The sequence below is a fragment of the Streptomyces sp. NPDC002564 genome (assembly GCF_042889645.1).
Lineage (GTDB): Bacteria > Actinomycetota > Actinomycetes > Streptomycetales > Streptomycetaceae > Streptomyces.
In genome coordinates this window covers 1,027,494-1,045,820 of record NZ_JBIARE010000002.1, presented here as the reverse complement: position 1 = coordinate 1,045,820, position 18,327 = coordinate 1,027,494, and the positions used below count along the sequence as shown (strand labels likewise).

The 18,327-nt window shown below is 72.6% G+C and carries 19 protein-coding genes and 1 riboswitch; of the genes, 11 read left to right on the top strand and 8 right to left on the bottom strand.

The window, feature by feature from the left end; genetic code table 11:
* Positions 1–55: 55 nt before the first annotated feature.
* Together ctaD and ACFYXE_RS10880 are read left to right on the top strand one after the other, a co-directional pair.
* Positions 56–1,729: a cytochrome c oxidase subunit I gene (ctaD, locus tag ACFYXE_RS10885; protein WP_389311440.1), complete on the top strand. Its 1,674-nt coding sequence runs from the start codon at positions 56–58 to the stop codon at positions 1,727–1,729.
* Between the two features lie 5 nt (positions 1,730–1,734).
* A complete protein-coding gene (locus ACFYXE_RS10880; RefSeq protein ID WP_389311108.1) occupies positions 1,735–2,115 on the top strand; it encodes a hypothetical protein in 381 nt (126 codons plus the stop codon).
* A gap of 4 nt (positions 2,116–2,119) precedes the next feature.
* Here ACFYXE_RS10880 and ACFYXE_RS10875 read toward each other — a convergent pair whose 3' ends face one another.
* From ACFYXE_RS10875 to ACFYXE_RS10865, 3 genes are read right to left on the bottom strand one after another with little or no spacing between them, the layout of a single operon-like run.
* Entirely contained in the window at positions 2,120–2,542 is a 423-nt protein-coding gene (locus ACFYXE_RS10875) for an NUDIX domain-containing protein (RefSeq protein WP_389311106.1), read from the bottom strand.
* A 13-nt stretch (positions 2,543–2,555) separates the two neighbouring features.
* Positions 2,556–3,473: an NAD(P)H-binding protein gene (locus ACFYXE_RS10870; protein ID WP_389311104.1), complete on the bottom strand. Its 918-nt coding sequence runs from the start codon at positions 3,471–3,473 to the stop codon at positions 2,556–2,558.
* Positions 3,470–3,910: a nuclear transport factor 2 family protein gene (locus ACFYXE_RS10865; protein WP_389311102.1), complete on the bottom strand. Its 441-nt coding sequence runs from the start codon at positions 3,908–3,910 to the stop codon at positions 3,470–3,472. The genes ACFYXE_RS10870 and ACFYXE_RS10865 overlap by 4 nt, the downstream gene beginning before the upstream one ends.
* A 113-nt stretch (positions 3,911–4,023) precedes the next feature.
* On the opposite strand from ACFYXE_RS10865, the gene ACFYXE_RS10860 reads away from it, so the two are divergent.
* Positions 4,024–4,611: a TetR/AcrR family transcriptional regulator gene (locus ACFYXE_RS10860; protein ID WP_389311100.1), complete on the top strand. Its 588-nt coding sequence runs from the start codon at positions 4,024–4,026 to the stop codon at positions 4,609–4,611.
* A 119-nt stretch (positions 4,612–4,730) separates the two neighbouring features.
* Positions 4,731–5,762 (top strand): medium chain dehydrogenase/reductase family protein, encoded by a 1,032-nt coding sequence (locus ACFYXE_RS10855; protein ID WP_389311098.1) that lies wholly within the window; start codon positions 4,731–4,733, stop codon positions 5,760–5,762.
* 20 nt (positions 5,763–5,782) lie between these two features.
* On the opposite strand, the gene ACFYXE_RS10850 is transcribed toward ACFYXE_RS10855, so the two are convergent.
* From ACFYXE_RS10850 to ACFYXE_RS10840, 3 genes are all read right to left on the bottom strand, one after another.
* The gene (locus ACFYXE_RS10850) at positions 5,783–6,373 is read right to left on the bottom strand and encodes an anaerobic ribonucleoside-triphosphate reductase activating protein (protein ID WP_389311096.1); all 591 of its coding nucleotides are present in this window, start codon (positions 6,371–6,373) and stop codon (positions 5,783–5,785) included.
* Positions 6,370–8,160: a ribonucleoside triphosphate reductase gene (locus tag ACFYXE_RS10845; protein WP_389311094.1), complete on the bottom strand. Its 1,791-nt coding sequence runs from the start codon at positions 8,158–8,160 to the stop codon at positions 6,370–6,372. The genes ACFYXE_RS10850 and ACFYXE_RS10845 overlap by 4 nt, the downstream gene beginning before the upstream one ends.
* Positions 8,161–8,208: 48 nt before the next feature.
* A riboswitch (cobalamin riboswitch) is annotated at positions 8,209–8,355 on the bottom strand.
* A 126-nt stretch (positions 8,356–8,481) separates the two neighbouring features.
* The gene (locus ACFYXE_RS10840; protein ID WP_361167515.1) at positions 8,482–9,399 is read right to left on the bottom strand and encodes a glutaminase; all 918 of its coding nucleotides are present in this window, start codon (positions 9,397–9,399) and stop codon (positions 8,482–8,484) included.
* Positions 9,400–9,579: 180 nt separating this feature from the next.
* Between ACFYXE_RS10840 and ACFYXE_RS10835 the strand changes: the two genes are divergently transcribed.
* Positions 9,580–10,449: an alpha/beta fold hydrolase gene (locus tag ACFYXE_RS10835; RefSeq protein WP_389311092.1), complete on the top strand. Its 870-nt coding sequence runs from the start codon at positions 9,580–9,582 to the stop codon at positions 10,447–10,449.
* Between the two features lie 55 nt (positions 10,450–10,504).
* On the opposite strand, the gene ACFYXE_RS10830 is transcribed toward ACFYXE_RS10835, so the two are convergent.
* Entirely contained in the window at positions 10,505–12,472 is a 1,968-nt protein-coding gene (locus ACFYXE_RS10830) for a M13-type metalloendopeptidase (protein WP_361167521.1), read from the bottom strand.
* Positions 12,473–12,672: 200 nt separating this feature from the next.
* On the opposite strand from ACFYXE_RS10830, the gene ACFYXE_RS10825 reads away from it, so the two are divergent.
* Together ACFYXE_RS10825 and ACFYXE_RS10820 are read left to right on the top strand one after the other, a co-directional pair.
* On the top strand, positions 12,673–13,854 hold the full coding sequence (locus ACFYXE_RS10825; RefSeq protein ID WP_389311090.1) for a hypothetical protein: 1,182 nt from the start codon (positions 12,673–12,675) through the stop codon (positions 13,852–13,854).
* A 192-nt stretch (positions 13,855–14,046) separates the two neighbouring features.
* Positions 14,047–15,072: a tetratricopeptide repeat protein gene (locus ACFYXE_RS10820; RefSeq protein WP_389311088.1), complete on the top strand. Its 1,026-nt coding sequence runs from the start codon at positions 14,047–14,049 to the stop codon at positions 15,070–15,072.
* Here ACFYXE_RS10820 and ACFYXE_RS10815 read toward each other — a convergent pair.
* Positions 15,062–15,448: a PPOX class F420-dependent oxidoreductase gene (locus ACFYXE_RS10815; protein WP_361167530.1), complete on the bottom strand. Its 387-nt coding sequence runs from the start codon at positions 15,446–15,448 to the stop codon at positions 15,062–15,064. The genes ACFYXE_RS10820 and ACFYXE_RS10815 overlap by 11 nt on opposite strands.
* Positions 15,449–15,582: 134 nt before the next feature.
* Between ACFYXE_RS10815 and ACFYXE_RS10810 the strand changes: the two genes are divergently transcribed.
* The 4 genes from ACFYXE_RS10810 (at position 15,583) to ACFYXE_RS10795 (ending at position 18,251) form a co-directional block, all read left to right on the top strand.
* Complete coding sequence (locus tag ACFYXE_RS10810) at positions 15,583–16,155, top strand: CGNR zinc finger domain-containing protein (RefSeq protein ID WP_389311438.1); 573 nt, start codon at positions 15,583–15,585, stop codon at positions 16,153–16,155.
* A gap of 5 nt (positions 16,156–16,160) precedes the next feature.
* Positions 16,161–16,559 (top strand): SRPBCC domain-containing protein, encoded by a 399-nt coding sequence (locus ACFYXE_RS10805; RefSeq protein ID WP_361167533.1) that lies wholly within the window; start codon positions 16,161–16,163, stop codon positions 16,557–16,559.
* Between the two features lie 127 nt (positions 16,560–16,686).
* On the top strand, positions 16,687–17,097 hold the full coding sequence (locus ACFYXE_RS10800) for a YciI family protein (protein ID WP_361167536.1): 411 nt from the start codon (positions 16,687–16,689) through the stop codon (positions 17,095–17,097).
* Between the two features lie 8 nt (positions 17,098–17,105).
* Positions 17,106–18,251 (top strand): RNA polymerase sigma factor, encoded by a 1,146-nt coding sequence (locus tag ACFYXE_RS10795; RefSeq protein WP_389311436.1) that lies wholly within the window; start codon positions 17,106–17,108, stop codon positions 18,249–18,251.
* The last annotated feature ends 76 nt before the right edge of the window (positions 18,252–18,327 follow it).

Below are 18,327 nucleotides of genomic sequence, written 5' to 3'. Positions count from 1 at the left end.
CTGTCACAGGTGCGGCCGGTCCGGACACAGGCGGGACATGGACAGCAACACCGTGATGCCGCCCCCCGTGCGTGCCGCCGACACCGCCCCCGTGCGGTCCGTTCCGCGGCCGCCCCGCCCTGGAAACGCCGTCGTGAAGTGGCTGACCAGCACCGACCACAAGACGATCGGCACGCTGTATCTGGTCACGTCGTTCGCGTTCTTCTGCATCGGCGGCGTCATGGCGCTCCTGATGCGCGCCGAACTCGCCCGGCCCGGCACGCAGATCATGTCGAACGAGCAGTTCAACCAGGCGTTCACGATGCACGGCACGATCATGCTGCTGATGTTCGCGACGCCGCTGTTCGCCGGTTTCGCGAACTGGATCATGCCGCTGCAGATCGGCGCCCCCGATGTCGCCTTCCCGCGACTGAACATGTTCGCCTACTGGCTGTACCTGTTCGGCTCGCTGATCGCGGTGGGCGGCTTCCTCACCCCGCAGGGTGCGGCCGACTTCGGCTGGTTCGCCTACAGCCCGCTGTCCGACGCGGTACGCAGCCCCGGTGCGGGCGCCGACCTGTGGATCATGGGTCTGGCGCTCTCCGGCTTCGGCACGATCCTCGGCTCGGTCAATTTCATCACCACGATCGTCTGCATGCGCGCTCCGGGCATGACGATGTTCCGCATGCCGATCTTCGTCTGGAACGTCCTGCTCACCGGTGTGCTGGTGCTGCTGGCCTTCCCGGTGCTGGCCGCCGCGCTGTTCGCCCTGGAGGCGGACCGGCAGTTCGGCGCGCAGATCTTCGACGCGGGCAACGGCGGCGCGCTGTTGTGGCAGCACCTCTTCTGGTTCTTCGGCCATCCGGAGGTGTACATCATCGCGTTGCCGTTCTTCGGCATCATCTCCGAGGTCATCCCGGTCTTCTCCCGCAAGCCGATGTTCGGCTACATGGGTCTGGTGGGCGCGACCATCGCCATCGCCGGCCTCTCCGTCACCGTCTGGGCCCACCACATGTACGTCACGGGCGGCGTGCTCCTGCCGTTCTTCTCGTTCATGACGTTCCTCATCGCCGTGCCGACGGGCGTGAAGTTCTTCAACTGGATCGGCACGATGTGGCGCGGCTCCCTCAGCTTCGAGACCCCGATGCTGTGGGCGGTCGGCTTCCTGATCACCTTCACCTTCGGTGGTCTGACGGGCGTCATCCTGGCCTCGCCGCCGATGGACTTCCACGTCTCCGACACGTACTTCGTGGTCGCGCACTTCCACTACGTCATCTTCGGCACCGTGGTCTTCGCGATGTTCGCCGGATTCCACTTCTGGTGGCCGAAGTTCACCGGCACGATGCTGGACGAACGCCTCGGCAAGATCACCTTCTGGACGCTGTTCATCGGCTTCCACGGCACCTTCCTCGTCCAGCACTGGCTGGGCACGAACGGCATGCTCCGCCGCGTGCCGGACTATCTGGCCGTGGAGGGCTTCACGACCCTCAACACCGTCTCGACGATCTTCTCCTTCCTGCTCGGCCTGTCGCTGCTGCCGTTCTTCTACAACGTCTGGAAGACCGCCAAATACGGCAAGAAGGTCGAGACCGACGACCCGTGGGGCTACGGCCGCTCGCTGGAGTGGGCGACGTCCTGCCCGCCGCCGCGGCACAACTTCCACGCCCTGCCGCGCATCCGCTCCGAGTCCCCGGCGTTCGACCTGCACCACCCCGAGGTCGCGGCGGCCGAGCGGCGGGCCCTGCGGTGACGGCGATGGACGACCGCACCCTGCGCACGGCCCGGCGCACGGGAGCCCTGGGCACCGGGAGCGCCGTCGACGGCGCCTTCATCAACGACATCGAGGGGCACCTCCTCGTCGAGGCGGCCCGCGCCGAAGGCCGCACCGCGGCACGGCACTTCGCCCACCGGATGCCCTGGCTCACCGACACCCAGCGCGCGGAGGTGGAGCGGCTCTACGCCGAGGAGCACCTGTCCCTGACCCGGCACAGCTGGCAGCACATCGCCCGGCGAAGCCGCGAGCTGCGCGGCGAGTACGAGGAGACCTACCGCGCCCTGCGCCGACGCCTCCTGAGCACCGCGCTGTGCGGCATCGCCCTGGCGGTGGTGGTCGTGGCGACGGGCTGGGCGCCGTAGGGCGCTACCCGAGCGCTCCGCTCCGGCGCAGCATCGGGATCAGGTGGTCCCGTACGGCGGGGGCGAGGCGCAGGCCGGGTTCGTCGCCGGACGTCCAGCGCAGGTCGGCGAGTTCGGCCGCGGGTTCGGGGCGGCCCGCGATACGGGCCTCGAAGACCGTCAACCGCATGGGGATGCGCTCGATGGCCGCCTCGGCCTCGATCTCCGCCAGGAAGCGCGGTTCGAGGGGTTCTACGCCGAGCTCCTCGTCCAGCTCCCTGACCAGCGCCTCCAGCAGCGACTCGCCCGCGTCGGGTTTGCCGCCGGGGACGTAGAACACATCGGGGGCCGCCTTCTTGCTGACGACCAGGAGGCGGCCCGCCCGGACGATCGCGGCGGCCACCACGACGAGGGGCGTCGAGGACTCCGGCACACTCACTGACTGCATGCACACGATTCTGTCAGCCGTCCGTGGCGTCGCGATCAGCCGCCCCGTCAGCCCCGGGGCGGCGATCCCCCGCGTGCGCGGCGACGAACTCGGCGAACGAGCGCGGCGCCCGGCCCGTCACCCGCTCCACCGCCGGACTCGTCCGGTCCTCCGCACCCGCCGCGATCGCCTCGTCCATCCCGGCGAGCATCTCGGCGTACTCCACCGGCATCCCGGTGGCCGTCAGCCGGTCCCGCAGCACCGTCCGGGAGACGGCCCGGTGCCTGACCGGGCGGCCCGTGGCGCCGGAGAGCAGCGCGGCGGCGTCCGCGTAGCTCAACGCCTGTGGCCCGGTGACGAGATGGGCCGCGTTGTGGGCCCGCCCGTCCGTCAGGGCCCGCACGCCGACCTCCGCGATGTCGTCGGCGTCGACGAAGGCGATCCTGCCGTCGCCCGTGGCGGACACGATCTCGCCGCTCGCACGGATGCTCTCGGCGTGCGGATGGCGGCCGGTGAAGTTCTGCATGAACCAGGACGGCCGCAGCACCGCCCAGGCAGGGAACCGTTCGCGCAGCGCCCGGTACGCCTCCCCCAGCCCGCCGTCCGCCTCCGTGACGGCCGACGCGCCGAGCAGCACCACGCGTTCAACGCCGGCGCGGCGCGCCCGGTCCAGGAAGGGCAGCACGTGCGCCGCGGGGTCGGGGTCGGCGACGGCCGGGACGAGATAGACACCGCTGACGCCGTCGAGGGCCGGGGCGTGGGTCGCGGTGTCGGCCCAGTCGAAGCGCACCGCCGCCCCGTGCGGCGCGTCACCGCCCGGTCGCCGGCTCGCGACCCGGACCCGGTGGCCCCGTGCGGCCAGCCGGGCCGCGACCCGTCGGCCGGTGGTGCCGGTGCCCCCGGTCACCAGGATCGTGCCGTCCCCGGCCGGGCGCGCCTCGCCGCCGCTCATCGCGGGCTCCCCGCGAACGGCGCGTCGGTGCCGCCCGCGATCTCCAGGGCGGTCAGCGGGTTCCAGTAGTCGCGGTAGTGGGTGATCAGACCGTTCTTGACGGTGACGACCACGACGTACGTCATCTCGAAGGGCCTGCCGGTGCTCACGGACCGCCCCTCGGAGCGCATTTCGACGATGACGACATCGGGGTCGCGGGTGTGGTGGATCTCGACGTGGGGGATGTCCTCCAGGTCCATGTGGTCGGGGAACGCGGTCATGTAGGCGCGCACCGCCTCCTTGCCGTCGAGGCGGCGCGGGGCGCCGGGCGGGGCGAAGGGGAACTCGAAGACGCCGTCCTCGGCGACCAGCTCGACCCAGCCGTCGAAGTCCTTCGCCAGGAGGAGTTCGATGCCGTGCCGGAAGACGTCCTCGGGTCCGGTTCCCCGCGTGGTCACGTGCGTCATGGTGATGCCTTCTCACAGGTCGGCGTGCGGTCCGCGGTACGATGCGGACCAGCGGTCCGGATCGACTATACGGACCGACGGTCCGTTTTTCTAGTGGAGGCACCGTGACACCACCCCCGCGCAAGGAGCGGGCCGACGCCCAGCGCAATCGCGAGGCCGTGCTGGCCGCCGCGGACCGGCTGTTCGCCGAGCGCGGCGCCCCCGACCGGGTCTCCATGGACGACATCGCGACCGCCGCCGGGGTGGGCAAGGGCACCCTCTTCCGGCGCTTCGGCGACCGCGTCGGACTCGTCAAGGCGCTCGTCGAGCAGCGCACGGAGCGCCTGCGGGCCGACGTCGTCGCGGGCCCGCCGCCCCTGGGCCCCGGGGCCCCCGCCGAGGAGCGCGCCCTCGCCCTGCTGGACGCCCTGCTCCGCCTCAAGCTGGACACCCGCCCGCTCATGCTCGCCCTGGAGAGCGCGGGCAGCGGCAGCCCGTACCAGAACGACACCTACACGCTCTGGCACACGGAGCTCACCGCCCTGCTCGTCGAGGCCCGCGGCGAGAGGGACGCCGATTTCCTCGCCCACGCCCTGCTGGCCGCCATCCGCAGCGACCTGATCGAGCACCTGAGCGCACTCGACACCCCGCCGCGGCTCATCCACGACGGAGTGGCGGCCCTGGCGAGGGCGACGCTCGCCCGCCCGGCCTGACCCGGAGCCGCCGACGTTAGACCCTCTTACGAAACTTATTGACGCTCGCACGCCCTGGTGTTAGAACTTATAACGAACACGAAAGCCACTCACCAGCGCGCAGCGCGATGGAGGTCATCATGAACGCCGAAGCACTCGTCGAGGTCGTCCTGCCGGGCACCGTGGAGCCCGAGGGCCTGCAGATCCGGCACGGAGCCGTGCCCGCCCCGGGGCCGGGCCAGGTGCTGGTCCGGATGGAGGCGACCGGGGTGTCCTTCGCCGAGCAGCAGATGCGGCGCGGCCGGTACTACGACCAGCCGCCCTTCCCCTTCGTGCCGGGCTACGACCTCGTCGGCACGGTGCTCGCGACCGGTGACGGCGTCGGGCGGGACCTCGCGGGCGCCCGGGTGGCCGCCCTGCTCAAGGTGGGCGGCTGGGCCAGCCACGTCCTGGTCGACGCGGCCGACGTGGTGGAGGTCCCGCCCGGCATCGGGGCCGCCGAGGCGGAGACGCTCGTCGTCAACGGCATCACCGCCTGGCAGATGCTGCACCGCAAGGCGCGGGTCCGGGCAGGTCAGACCGTCGTGGTGCACGGCGCCAACGGCGGGGTCGGCTCGGTCCTCGTCCAGCTCGCCCACGCCGCCGGCGTGCGGGTGATCGGCACGGCCTCGGCGCGTCACCACGACGCGCTGCGCGAGCGAGGCGTCACGCCGGTCGACTACCGGGGCGACGACGTCGCGGCGCGCATCCGCGCACTCGCCCCCGCCGGGGTCGCCGCCGTCTTCGACCACATCGGCGGCCGGGGCATCGTCGACTCCTGGCGGCTCCTCGCGCCGGGCGGCACGCTCGTCTCGTACGGCAGCGCATCGACCCGCGACGACGAGGGCTCCAAGCAGTGGCCGGTGCTCAAGCTGCTCGGCCGCGTCTGGCTGTGGAACGCGCTGCCCAACCGCCGCCGCGCCTACTTCTTCAACGTCTGGGCGGGCCGGGCCCTGGCCAAGGACCGCTTCCGGGCCCGGCTGCGCGCCGACCTCACCGAGGTCTTCGCCGCCGCCCGCCGCGGTGACGTGACCGCGCAGATCGCCGCCCGGCTGCCGCTGGACCGGGCCGCCGAGGCCCTGCGCCTCGCCGAGTCCGGCACGGTCGTCGGCAAGGTCGTCCTGACCCCGTGACCCGGCACGGCCGCGCGCCGTCAGACGGGACGGGCCTCCTGCCAGACGTGCCCGCCCGCCCCCTGCTCCGCGAGCCACTCCCCCAACTCCGCGACGGCGCGGGCGTCGAGGAGCGCGGGATCGACCGTCGTCCGCAACTGGTGCGCCACTCCGGAGTCCCGCAGCAGGCGCAGACTGCGCAGCGCGGGAGCGGCGCTGCCCCGCGTTCCGGTGACACGGTCGTACGCGGCCGGCGCCGCCTTCACGTCGAAGCCCACCCAGTCGACGAGGCCCTCGTCCAGCAGCCCGGCGAAGCGGCGGGGAAAGGCGCCTCCCGTGTGCAGGGCGACACCGAACCCCAGGTCGCGCACCTCACGCATGGCCGGCGCGAGGCCCGCCTGCAGCAGCGGTTCGCCGCCCGAGAAGACCACGCCGTCCAACAGGCCCCGGCGCCGGACGAGATGGCCGGTCACCTCCGCCCAGTCGACGGTCGCGGGACCGCGCGGGTCCAGCAGCCCGGGATTGTGGCAGTAGCCGCAGCGCCAGGGACAGCCCTGGCAGAAGACCGTGGTGACCAGGCGGCCCGGCCAGTCGCAGGTCGACAGCCGGGCCCAGCCGCCGACGCGGATCACACCGCGGCTTCCTGGAAGTGGACGCGCTCGGCGTGCTCGCCCTTCTTGCCGATGTTGAAGGAGGAGACCGGCCGGTGGTAGCCCATCACCCGCGTCCAGACCTCGCACTCACCGCCGCACGTCGGGCAGGCGGGGTGTTCACCCGCCAGGTAGCCGTGCTCCGGGCAGATCGAGAAGGTCGGGGTCACCGTCAGATAGGGCAGCGAGAAGCGCTCCAGCGCGCGCCGCACGAGGGCACGGCAGGCCTGGGCGTCCGAGATCCGCTCGGACATGTACAGGTGCAGGACCGTGCCGCCGGTGTACATCGTCTGCAGGTCGTCCTGCATCTCCAGTGCCTCGAACGGGTCGTCGGTCCATCCGACCGGCAGTTGCGAGGAGTTGGTGTAGTACGGGTTGCCGTCCGTACCGGCCTGGAGGATGTCGGGGAAGCGGCGCCGGTCCTCCTTGGCGAACCGGTAGGTGGTCCCTTCGGCCGGGGTGGCCTCCAGGTTGTAGAGGTGGCCCGTCTGCTCCTGGAACTCCACCATCCGCGCCCGGACGTGGCCGAGCAGCCGGACCGCCAGCGCGTGCCCCTCGGCGCCGGTGATGTCGTGGGCGTCGTGCGTGAAGTTGCGGATCATCTCGTTGACGCCGTTCACGCCGATCGTGGAGAAGTGGTTGCGCAGCGTCCCGAGATAGCGCTTCGTGTACGGGTACAGGCCGCCGTCGATCAGGTCCTGGACGGTGACCCGCTTGATCTCCAGGCTGTCCCTGGCGAGCCCGAGCAGCCGGTCGAGCGCGTCGAGGAGCCCGGCCTCGTCGCCCGCGTGCAGATGGCCGAGCCGGGCGCAGTTGAGGGTGACCACACCGAGCGAACCGGTCTGCTCCGCGCTGCCGAACAGGCCGTTGCCGCGCTTGAGGAGCTCGGTCAGGTCCAGCTGGAGGCGACAGCACATCGAGCGGATCTGGTTCGGCGCGAGGTCGGAGTTGATGAAGTTCTGGAAGTAGGGCAGCCCGTACTTGGCGGTCATCGCGAACAACCGCTCGGCGTTCTCGCTCTCCCAGGGGAAGTCCGCGGTGATGTTGTACGTCGGGATGGGGAAGGTGAAGACCCGCCCGGTCGCGTCACCGGCCGTCATCACCTCGATGTACGCGCGGTTGATCAGGTCCATCTCGGCCTGGAGCTCCCCGTAGGTGAAGTCCATCTCCCGGCCGCCGACGACGGGTATGTCCTCGCGCAGGTCGGGCGGGCAGGTCCAGTCGAAGGTGAGGTTGGTGAACGGCGTCTGGGTGCCCCAGCGGGACGGCACGTTGAGGTTGTGCACCAGTTCCTGCACGCCTTGGCGGACTTCGTCGTAGGACATGGCGTCCTTGCGCACGAAGGGGGCCATGTAGGTGTCGAAGGAGCTGAACGCCTGGGCGCCCGCCCACTCGTTCTGCAGGGTGCCGAGGAAGTTGACGATCTGGCCGACGGCGGAGGAGAAGTGCCGGGGCGGGGCGGAGTCGATCTGGCCGGGGACCCCGTTGAACCCTTCGGTGAGCAGGGTGCGCAGCGACCAGCCGGCGCAGTAGCCGGCCAGCATGTCCAGGTCGTGGATGTGCAGGTCCCCCTCGCGGTGGGCGCGGCCGACCGCCTCGGGGTACACCTGGTCCAGCCAGTAGTTGGCGACGATCTTCCCGGCGGCGTTGAGGATGAGGCCGCCCAGCGAGTAGCCCTGGTTCGCGTTGGCGTTCACCCGCCAGTCGCTGCGGTCCAGGTATTCGGTCACCGAGTCCACGGCGTTGATGTGCGTCACGGTCTGCGTCACGACAGCCCTCCCACGAGGCGGTACGGAGATGGGTCCTCACCGCGCGAAGCTGCGCGGGAGGCGGTCGGCAGGGGTCGGGCTCGGACCGCCGTGCGGCCGCTCACCGTTGCGGGGCAGCCCCGGATTCGCACCGGGTTCCCTGATGTCCCGGCAGGCGCTGTGGGCGCCCGCCGAACCGACAGCCGAAACACTACATCTGGTACCAACAGCGACATGCCGGGCACAACATATTGAGTGACGAAGGGCCTTGAGGGAGGGACTTAGGGCCCGGCGGGATGCCGCCGGGCGGGTCGCCGCGGGATGCCGCCGGGCGGGTCGCCGTCAGAAGATGGACAGGCCCGTGAGCGTCGTGAAGCGGTCCAGCGCCGCCACGCCCGCGACCGAGTTGCCGCGCCGGTCGAGGCCGGGGCTCCACACGCACACGGCGCACCGGCCGGGCACCACCGCGATGATGCCGCCGCCCACCCCGCTCTTGCCGGGCAGCCCCACCCGGTGGGCGAAGTCGCCGGCCGCGTCGTAGGTGCCGCACGTCAGCATCACCGCGTTGACCTGCTTGGCGCGGCTGCGGGTGAGCAGCGTGGACCCGTCGGCCCGTATCCCGTGCCGGGCCAGGAACCCGGCGGCCAGCGCGAGGTCGCCGCAGGAGGCCGCGACGGCGCACTGGCGGATGTACTGGTCGAGGAGTTCGGGCACCGGGTTGGTGATGTTGCCGTACGACGCCATGAAGTGGGCCAGGGCCGCGTTCCGGTCGCCGTGGGCGGCCTCCGACGCGGCCACCTCCTCGTCGAAGCCGAGCGCGTCGTTGCCCGACTCGGCCCGCAGGAACGCGCGCAGGGCGCCGGAGGCGTCGCCGGTCAGGGTGTGCAGGCGGTCGGTGACGACGAGGGCGCCCGCGTTGATAAAGGGGTTGCGGGGGATGCCGTTCTCGTACTCCAGCTGCACCAGCGAGTTGAAGGGGTTGCCGGACGGCTCGCGCCCCACGTGCTCCCAGAGGGCGTCCTCCTCCAGGGACAGCGCCATGGCGAGCGTGAAGACCTTGGTGATGGACTGGGTGGAGAAGGGGTGCTGCCAGTCCCCCACGCCGTACACCGTCCCGTCGAGGTCCGCGACGGCCATGCCGAAGCGGTCCGGGTCCGCGGTGGCGAGCGCGGGGATGTAGTCGGCGGGGCGCCCGCGTCCCGGGGTGGCGGCGATCTCGGTCGCGATGCGGTCCAGGACCGGCTGGAAGGAGGCGGGCACACTGACTCACTTTGACTTCGTACGGTGATGCTTGCGCCACACCTTAACGTCACCGGAGCCCGCGGCGGGGAACGACGTCACCGACGGCGCGCACCGGCCCCCACCCCCCTGCTGACCTGGCCGGACGCCGCCCCAACAACTCGGTTGCCCGGCGCCGGGGACGGTGACAGGGTCTCGGCCATGCCTACCTTCCCCGCGCCCGACGGAACCGAGCTCGCCTATCACGTGTCCGGGGACGGAGGAGCAACCGGCGACGGCGGCTTCGGAGCCGCTCCCGTGATCTGTCTCCCCGGAGGGCCGATGCAGGCCTCCGCGTACTTCGGTGACCTCGGCGGACTCGCCGCGCACCGCCCGCTGGTCATGCTGGACCTGCGCGGCACCGGAGACTCGGCGGAGCCGGACGACCCCGCCTCGTACCGCTGCGACCGCCTCGTGGACGACGTCGAGGCCCTGCGGGAACATCTGGGCCTGGCCACGGTGGACCTGCTCGCGCACTCGGGCGGCACGAATCTCGCGGTCCTCTACGCGGCGCGGCACCCCGAGCGGGTCGGCCGACTGGCGCTGATCACGCCGAGCGTCATGGCGGTCGACGTGCCGGTGACCGGCGCCGTGCGGCGCGAGACGGCGCTCCTGCGCCGGGACGAGCCGTGGTTCCCGGCCGCCTTCGCCGCCCTGGAAGCCGTCCTGGGCGGCCGGGCCACCCCGGAGGCGTTCGCGGCGCTCGCCCCCTTCGCCTACGGGCGCTGGGACGCGGCGGCGCGGACGCACAAGGCCGCCGAGGCCGGCCAGCGCAACGACGCGGCCGCGGCCGTCTACGGCTCCGAGGGCGCCTACGACCCGGCCGCCACGCGGGCCGCGCTCGCCCGGTTCGGCTCCCCGGTGCTCGTGCTCGCCGGGGAGTGCGACCTGAACTCGCCGCCGCCCGCCCTGGCCGAGCTCGCCGGACTCTTCCCGTACGCCGAGCTCGTCGTCCAGCCCGGCGCCGCGCACTTCCCGTGGCTGGACGACCCGGCACGCTTCGTGACCGCCACCGCCGCCTTCCTGGGCTGACCGGCCCGCGCCGGTGCGGGCGCCGCGGGCCGGGGAGCCCGCGGCGCCCCGCGGATCACCAGATCCGCACGCGCTCCGCCCGGTCGAGCCACAGCCCGTCGCCCGCCACCGTGCCGAACGCCTCGTGGAACTCGTCGAGGTTGCGGACGATGTTGGCGCGGAACTCCGGCGGCGAGTGCGGGTCGATCGTGAGGTACTGCTGCTCCTGCTCCTTGCGGCGCTTGGTGCGCCAGCAGTACGCCCAGTTCATGAAGAGCCGCTGCGAGCCGGTCGTGCCGTCGCTCTCGGGCATCGGCGCACCGTCCAGGGCGATCAGGTACGCGGTGTGCCCGATGGTCAGACCGCCCAGGTCGCCGATGTTCTCGCCGACGGTGAGCGAGCCGTTGACGAACTCGCCGGGGAGGTTGCGCGGCGAGAAGGCGTCGTACTGCTTCACGAGCGCCTTCGACTTGGCCTCGAAGGCGGTCTTGTCGGCCGCCGTCCACCAGTCGTTGAGGTTGCCCGCGCCGTCGTACTGCGCGCCCTGGTCATCGAAGCCGTGGCCAATCTCGTGGCCGATGACCGCGCCGATGCCGCCGTAGTTCTCCGCCGGGTCGGCGTCGGGCGAGAAGAACGGCTTCTGCAGGATGCCCGCGGGGAAGCAGATCTCGTTGGTGCCCGGGTTGTAGTAGGCGTTGACGGTCTGCGGGAGCATGAACCACTCGTCGCGGTCGACCGGCGAGCCGATCTTGGCGAGCTCGCGGTCGGACTCGAACGCGGCCGCCGCCTGCGCGTTGCCCAGCAGGTCGTCCGGCGTCACCCGGAGCGCGGAGTAGTCGCGGAACGTGTCGGGGTAGCCGATCTTGGGCCGGAAGGTGGCGAGCTTCTCGTAGGCCCGCTCCTTCGTCTCGTCGGTCATCCAGTCCAGGCGCTCGATGGACTGGCGGTAGGCCTCCAGGAGGTTGGCGACGAGGTCGTCCATCATCGCCTTGGAGGACGGCGGGAAGTGCCGCGCGACGTACTGCTTGCCGACCGCCTCGCCCACGGAGCCCTCGACGAAGGCGACGGCGCGCTTCCAGCGGGCGCGCAGCTCCGGGGTGCCGTTGAGGGTGCGGCCGTAGAACTCGAAGTTGTTCCGCACGAAGGCGTCCGACAGGTACGGCGCGCAGGCACGCAGCACGCGCACCAGCGTCCAGTCCCGCCACTGCTCGATCGGCACCTCGGCCAGGACCCCGGAGAGGTGCGTCAGGTAGGACGGCTGGCGGACGCAGGTCTCGGCGATGGTGGCGTCCGAGCCGCCCAGCGCGGCGGCATAGCCCCGCCAGTCGAACTCCGGCGCCAGCGCGACCAGTTCGTCCAGGGTCGTGAGGTTGTACGTCTTGAGGACGTCGCGGGTCTCGGCGCGCTCCCAGTGCCCGGCGGCCAGCCGCGTCTCCAGGTCGAGGACGGTCCGCGCGGCGGCGGCGGGGTCCGCGTGGTTGCCGAGGGCGAGCAGCTCGGTGAGGTGGCCGAGGTACTTCTCGCGGATCTCGGCGAACTTCTCCTCCCGGTAGTACGACTCGTCGGGCAGGCCGAGGCCGCCCTGGAGGACGTTGAAGAGGTAGCGGTCGGAGTTCCGGTCGTCCGAGTCGATGTAGGAGCCGAAGAGGCCGGAGCCGCCGATCCGCTCGAAGCGGCCGAGGAAGGCGGCCAGCTCGCGGGTGTCCCGCAGCGCGAGGACCTCGTCGATCAGCGGCTGCGCGGGGGCCAGGCCCCGCGCGGCGATGGTCTCCTCGTCCATGAAGGAGGCGTACAGCGCGGCGATCTTCCGCGCGTCCTCGGAGGCCGCGGCCGGATCGGCCGACGCCTCCGCCGCCAGTTCCTGGATGATCGTCTTGACCTGCTGCTCCGCGGTGTCGGCCAGCTGCACGAAGGGACCCCAGCTGGAGCGGTCCTCGGGGATCTTCTCGGTGTCCAGCCAGCTGCCGTTGACGTGTCCGAAGAGGTCGTCCTGCGGCCGGATCTCGGGGTTCATGCCCGGTCGGGCGTCATCCAGAATGCTCATCCGGGCAGCCTATGCGAGTGACGCCGTCCGGCACGAAGGACCGCGGCCCCGGACCCGCGGTCACCGGGCAGGGGGCGGCCCCGGGACCGCACGTGCGTTCCCCGGGGCGCGGCACACCAACTCGCGCACAAAACATCCCAATAGGAGCGATAAAGTATCGCGTCAACCTTCGTACGCCTGTGACACCCAGGAGAACATCTGTGACTGTCGCCATCGTCCCGTCCGAGGATGCCACGGAGTCCGCCGAAGCCGTCGCCGCGGAGACGGTCCCCGCCCCGGCGGTCGCCGTCGATGCCGGGGATCCCGCGGCCGCCGAGGCCGTCGCCCGGGACGCCCGGGACTTCGGGGCCTACGCCCGCACCGGCGGCTGGGCCTTCGGTCTCAAGGTCGCCCGCAGCGTGCGGCCCGGCGGGCAGGGCGCGGGCGAGACGCCGAAGATCTCGGCCAAGGAGTTCGCCGAGCTCGCGGGCTGCTCGGCCGACCGCGTCATGCGCTACTACAAGGCCTGGGACAAGGCCGCCGACGACGGGATGGTCCCGCACTTCGAGGCGCTCTCCCCCGGCATGGACGTGGAACTGCCCGACGCCGACGTCTGGTTGACGTACTACGCCTCCCGCTCCAGCGCGCTCAGCCAGCGGGGCGAGGCCATCACCGAGGCGGCCGAGGCCGAGGGCATCCGCCCCACCAAGGCCCTGGAGGTCGCCGAGAACCCCACCGCGCTGCGGGCCGCGATCCTCGCCGACCCCGGCACGGCCGAGGCGGCCCGCAAGGCGCTGATGGACCGCATCGACGAGGACCCGGCGCTGCGCACCGAGCTGGTCCGCGACATCGTCCGCGCCGACGACCTCAAGAAGGCCGTGGCGGCCGAGGCCAAGGCGGGCGACCGGGTCGACTACGTCCGCCAGATCGTGGAGAAGGGCCAGGTCAAGACCCCCGCGGGCCAGATGATCGACGCCCCCGCCGAGCTGCGCGAGGAGGCCGAGCGCCACCTGTCCCTCATCGACGAGCTGGACGACGGCGAGGAGTCCGGCGAGTGGGCGCGCGAGGCGTACGACACGGTCCGTGACCTGGTCGCGCAGACCGTGCAGAGCAACCCGGAGCTGCGGGTGCAGGAGCGGCGTGCGAAGTTCTACAGCAGCCTGCAGAAGGCCACCAAGGTCTTCGAGGAGCTGACGTTCGACGACGTGGACGACATCGACGACATCTACGAGGACGACATGGTGCGCCGCCTGGAGGACCTCCAGCAGGCCATCGGCGCGTGCATCACGGCGCTCCAGACGGCGACCGCCCCCACCCAGGCCCCCGCCGGTGCCACCGGCGGGGAGGAGCCCCCGGCGCGGCCGGAGAGCCCGGCCAACGCCAACGAGTGGATCGCGTCCTGATCCCGCGCCCCGGCGCACCGAGCGGGTCCGCGCCCCGGAGCCGTCCCGTACATCCCTCGGCTGATCACGGCCCGCCGCCGTAGCACTCGAGTCGTACGCGAGGACCCGCAGCGGGAGGGATTCGCCGCCGGAGCCCGGCTCATAGCTTCTTGATCACGTCACATCGCTGATCGATCGAGAGGCCTCGGATCCATGTACGTCAAGGCAGTCGCCCCCGAGTACCAGGGCGAGCTGGGCGCGCAGCTGACCGTCAACTCCTCCTACGAGGACGTGCGCGCGACCGCGGGCCGCGCCCTCTCCCGGGCGGGCGGTGCGGCCGAGCGGGCGCGCGCCGCCCTCGCCCTGGCCGAGGCGAGCCGGCGGCTCGGCCGGGTCGGCGAGGCGGGCGAGGCATGGCGGCAGAGCTACCGCAGCGCCCGCGCCGCCGGGGACGGCGGAGCGATGGCCTGGGCGCTGTGGAGCGGCGGCACCCTGGCCAGACAGTGCGGCGCGCTGCGCCTCGCCCGGCGGCTCCTGGCGCACTCGGTCGAGCTGGCCGCGGGCAGCGGCGACCGGCTGGCCCGCGGCTACGCGCTCGCGGGCCTCGCCGAGACGGGCCGCATCCAGGGCGACTACGCGGCCGTCGCCGCGCTCCACGAAGAGCTGCTCGCCCAGGGGCGTGCGCACGGCGAGGCGCGGCACATGGTGTGGGCGATGACCGGGATGGCGCAGATGCACCGCAACTCCGGCGAGCACGCCAAGGCCCTGGAGCTGTTCGAGGAGTCGGTCAGGATCGCCGCCGCCGCGGACGACGCCCGGGGGCGTGCCTGGTCGCTGCGGGGCGTGGCCGACGTGCTCTCGCTGCGGGGCGAGCCGGACCGGGCGCTGGCACTCCTGTCGGAGGCGGAGGCCGTGTGCCGGGCGATGGACCTGGCGAGTGCCCTCGCCTACAACCACAAGATGCGCGGCAACGTCCTGTACCGCGCCGGGCGGTACGCGGCGGCGCGCGAGACGTACGCCGTCGCGCTCGACGAGTTCACGGCCATGCGGGAGCCGCGCGGCACCGCCCTGTCCCGGCTCGGCCTGGCCAAGTGCCGTGCGCGGCTCGGCGCGCAGCCCCGGGAGACCCTCGCCGAACTGGCCGTGCTGGAGGCCGACTTCGACCGGATGGGGCTGCGGCACGCCCGCGAGGCGGTCGCCGCCTTCCGGGCCGAGGTCACGCCCGGCGTCAGGGCGTGAGGGTGATGCGGATGCCGACCGTGCCCTTGAGGCCGCGGCGCATCCGGCTGCCGAAGAGCGTGAGGAAGCCGACCACGCCGTACTTGTGCAGGATGAGCGTGCGGTAGCGGGCGGTGACGTCCGGCTCGCAGATCTCTGCGGTGGCGGGCACCTGCTCGCCCGTCGGGTTGCCCCGCCGGTCGCAGGGCCCGACCAGCACGTCGGCGCGCCTGCGGATCCGCTTCACCTTCCAGGAGACGCCGGGCGTCCAGATGCCGAGCGCGTCGCCGTCCGGGACGACCCAGACGGGGGTCGGCACGGCGGTGCCGTCCTTCCGGTAGCTGCTGACGAGGAGGTACTTTCCGGCGCTGAGCTGCGTCAGCAGGGTGTCGGGCATGCCGAGAGTCTAGGACTCCCCCGACGGCCCCGCGGGTAACCGCTTATGGTGGTTACATGGAACAGTCCGTGGTGCCCGATGCCGTGGTGTCCGATGCCGTGGTGTCCGGCGCCTCCCCGTCCCCCGGCATCCTGATGCGCTCCTTCAGCGGGTCGACCTACCGCTTCGACCCGGGCGCGCTCTGCCTGGAGCTGCTCACCACCGGCGGTCCCGGCGAGTTCCGGCGGTTCGAGACACTGCACGCGCCGGGCGACCTGGCCGCCTGGGCCGAGCGGTCGCGGCTGGCCCCGACGCCCGTCCTGGCCGTGTCCGACGCGGAGGTCACGGACGCCCGCGCGCTGCGCGACGCACTGTTCCGCGCGGCCACCGCCCGCGCGCTGGGCGACCCGGCCGACCCCGCGGACATCGCCACCGTCAACGCCGCGGCGGCCCACGCCCCGCTGGCCCCCGCCATCGGCCCCGGCGGCACGCGGTCCTGGTCCGGCACGGCCGACGGGACCGCGCTGCTCGCCACGGTCGCGCGCGACGCCGTGGACCTGCTGACCGGACCGTTCGCCCGCCGCGTGCGGGTGTGCTCCGCGGGCGACTGCGCACTCGTGTACGTGGACACCTCACGTCCGGGCCGACGCCGCTGGTGCTCGATGGAGCACTGCGGCAACCGCAACAAGGTGAGGACGCTGCGCGCGCGGCGTTCCGAGGAAAGGTGATCACCATGCCCACCGGACTCACCAAGGACGCCGGCTGGCAGATCGGCGTGACCCGCACCCTGCCCCACCCGCCGTCCGCCGTCTGGGACTTCGTCAGCGGACCCGACGGCATCGCGCTGTGGCTGGGTCCCGGCGCCGAGCTCACGCCCGAGCCGGGCACGCCGTACCGGACGGACGCGGGCGTCACCGGCGAGGTGCGCGGCTACCGCCCGGGCGAGCGCATCCGGGTCACCCACGGCACGACGACCGTCCAGGTCACGACCACGCCGGCGGGCGACGGCGACAAGACCGTCCTCGGCTTCCACCAGGAGCGGATGGCCGACGCGGAGGAGCGCGAGCACCGGCGGGCGCACTGGCAGTGGGTGATGGACGCGGTGGCCGCGGCCCTCGACGCCGGGGAGTGACGGGACGCCCGCCGGGCCGTCGCGCCGACGACGGCCGACCGGTGATGTCGAGAATCGGCTTCGGGCTCCGTCCCCGGGGCACGAGCGGCCACAATGGGCCGCCCGAGGACCGAGGAGAACGCACATCATGGCCAAGTACCTGCTGCTCAAGCACTACCGGGGCGCCCCGGCCGCGGTCAACGACGCACCCATGGACCAGTGGACGCCCGAAGAGATCTCCGCGCACGTCCAGTACATGAACGACTTCGCCGCCCGCCTGGAGAAGAGCGGCGAGTTCGTCGACAGCCAGGCGCTGGCCCCCGAGGGAACGTTCGTGCGGTACGACGGCGAGGGGCGCCCGCCGGTCACCGACGGTCCGTTCGCCGAGACCAAGGACGTGATCGCGGGCTGGATGGTGATCGACGTCGACAGCTACGAACGCGCCGTCGAGCTGGCCGGGGAGCTGTCGGCCGCGCCCGGCGCGGGCGGCAGGCCGATCCACGAGTGGCTGGAACTGCGCCCGTTCCTGACCGCCGAGCACACCACCATCACGGAGTGACCTCCCCGATGGACGAGGCCCTGCTGAGAAGCCTCACGCCGGGCGTGCTCGGCATCCTCGTCCGCCGCGGGGCCGACTTCGCGGCGGCCGAGGACGCGGTGCAGGACGCGCTGGTCGAGGCGCTCCGCGTGTGGCCCGCCGACCCGCCCCGGGACGCGAAGGGCTGGCTGGTCACCGCGGCGTGGCGGAAGTTCCTCGACGCGACCCGGGCGGACACCGCCCGCCGCCGGCGCGAGAGCGTGCTCGACGACGAGCCGGCGGCCGGCCCCGTGCCCGCCGTGGACGACACGCTGCAGCTCTACTTCCTGTGCGCCCACCCGTCGCTGACGCCGTCGTCCGCCGTGGCCCTCACGCTGCGGGCCGTCGGCGGGCTCACCACCCGCCAGATCGCGCGCGCCTATCTGGTGCCCGAGGCGACGATGGCGCAGCGCATCAGCCGGGCCAAACGGACCGTGTCCGACGTGCGGTTCGACCGGCCCGGCGACGTCGCGACCGTGCTGCGCGTCCTGTACCTCGTATTCAACGAGGGCTACTCCGGCGACGTCGACCTCGCCGCCGAGGCCATCCGGCTGACCCGGCGGCTCGCGGCCGCGATCGACCACCCCGAAGTGGCCGGGCTGCTCGCCCTGATGCTGCTCCACCACGCGCGGCGGGCCGGCCGGACCGCGGCGGACGGTGCGCTGGTGCCGCTCGCCGAGCAGGACCGGGGCCGCTGGGACACGCGGATGATCGCCGAGGGCGTCACGATCCTCCAGGCGGCCCTCGCCCGCGACCGGCTCGGCGAGTTCCAGGCCCAGGCCGCCGTCGCGGCCCTGCACGCCGACGCGCGCACCGCCGAGGAGACCGACTGGGTGCAGATCGTCGAGTGGTACGACGAGCTCGCGCGCCTGACCGACAGCCCGGTCGTGCGCCTCAACCGCGCGGTCGCCCTCGGCGAGGCCGACGGTCCGCGCGCCGGGCTCGCCGCGCTCGCGTCCCTGGACGGCTCGCTGCCCCGGCACACCGCGGCGACCGCGTACCTCCTCGAGCGCGACGGCGACCTGCCGACGGCCGCGCGCCTGTACGCCGAGGCCGCGCGCAAGGCGCCCACCCTCCCCGAACGCGACTACCTGACCCGCCAGGCGGCCCGGCTGAACACCCTCCTGGGCGGGTGACTCCGCGCGCGGCCGCCCGGCACCGATTCGGATGGCAGAAGTCCGCACGGCGGGGTACGCATGAAGGACAAGGTGC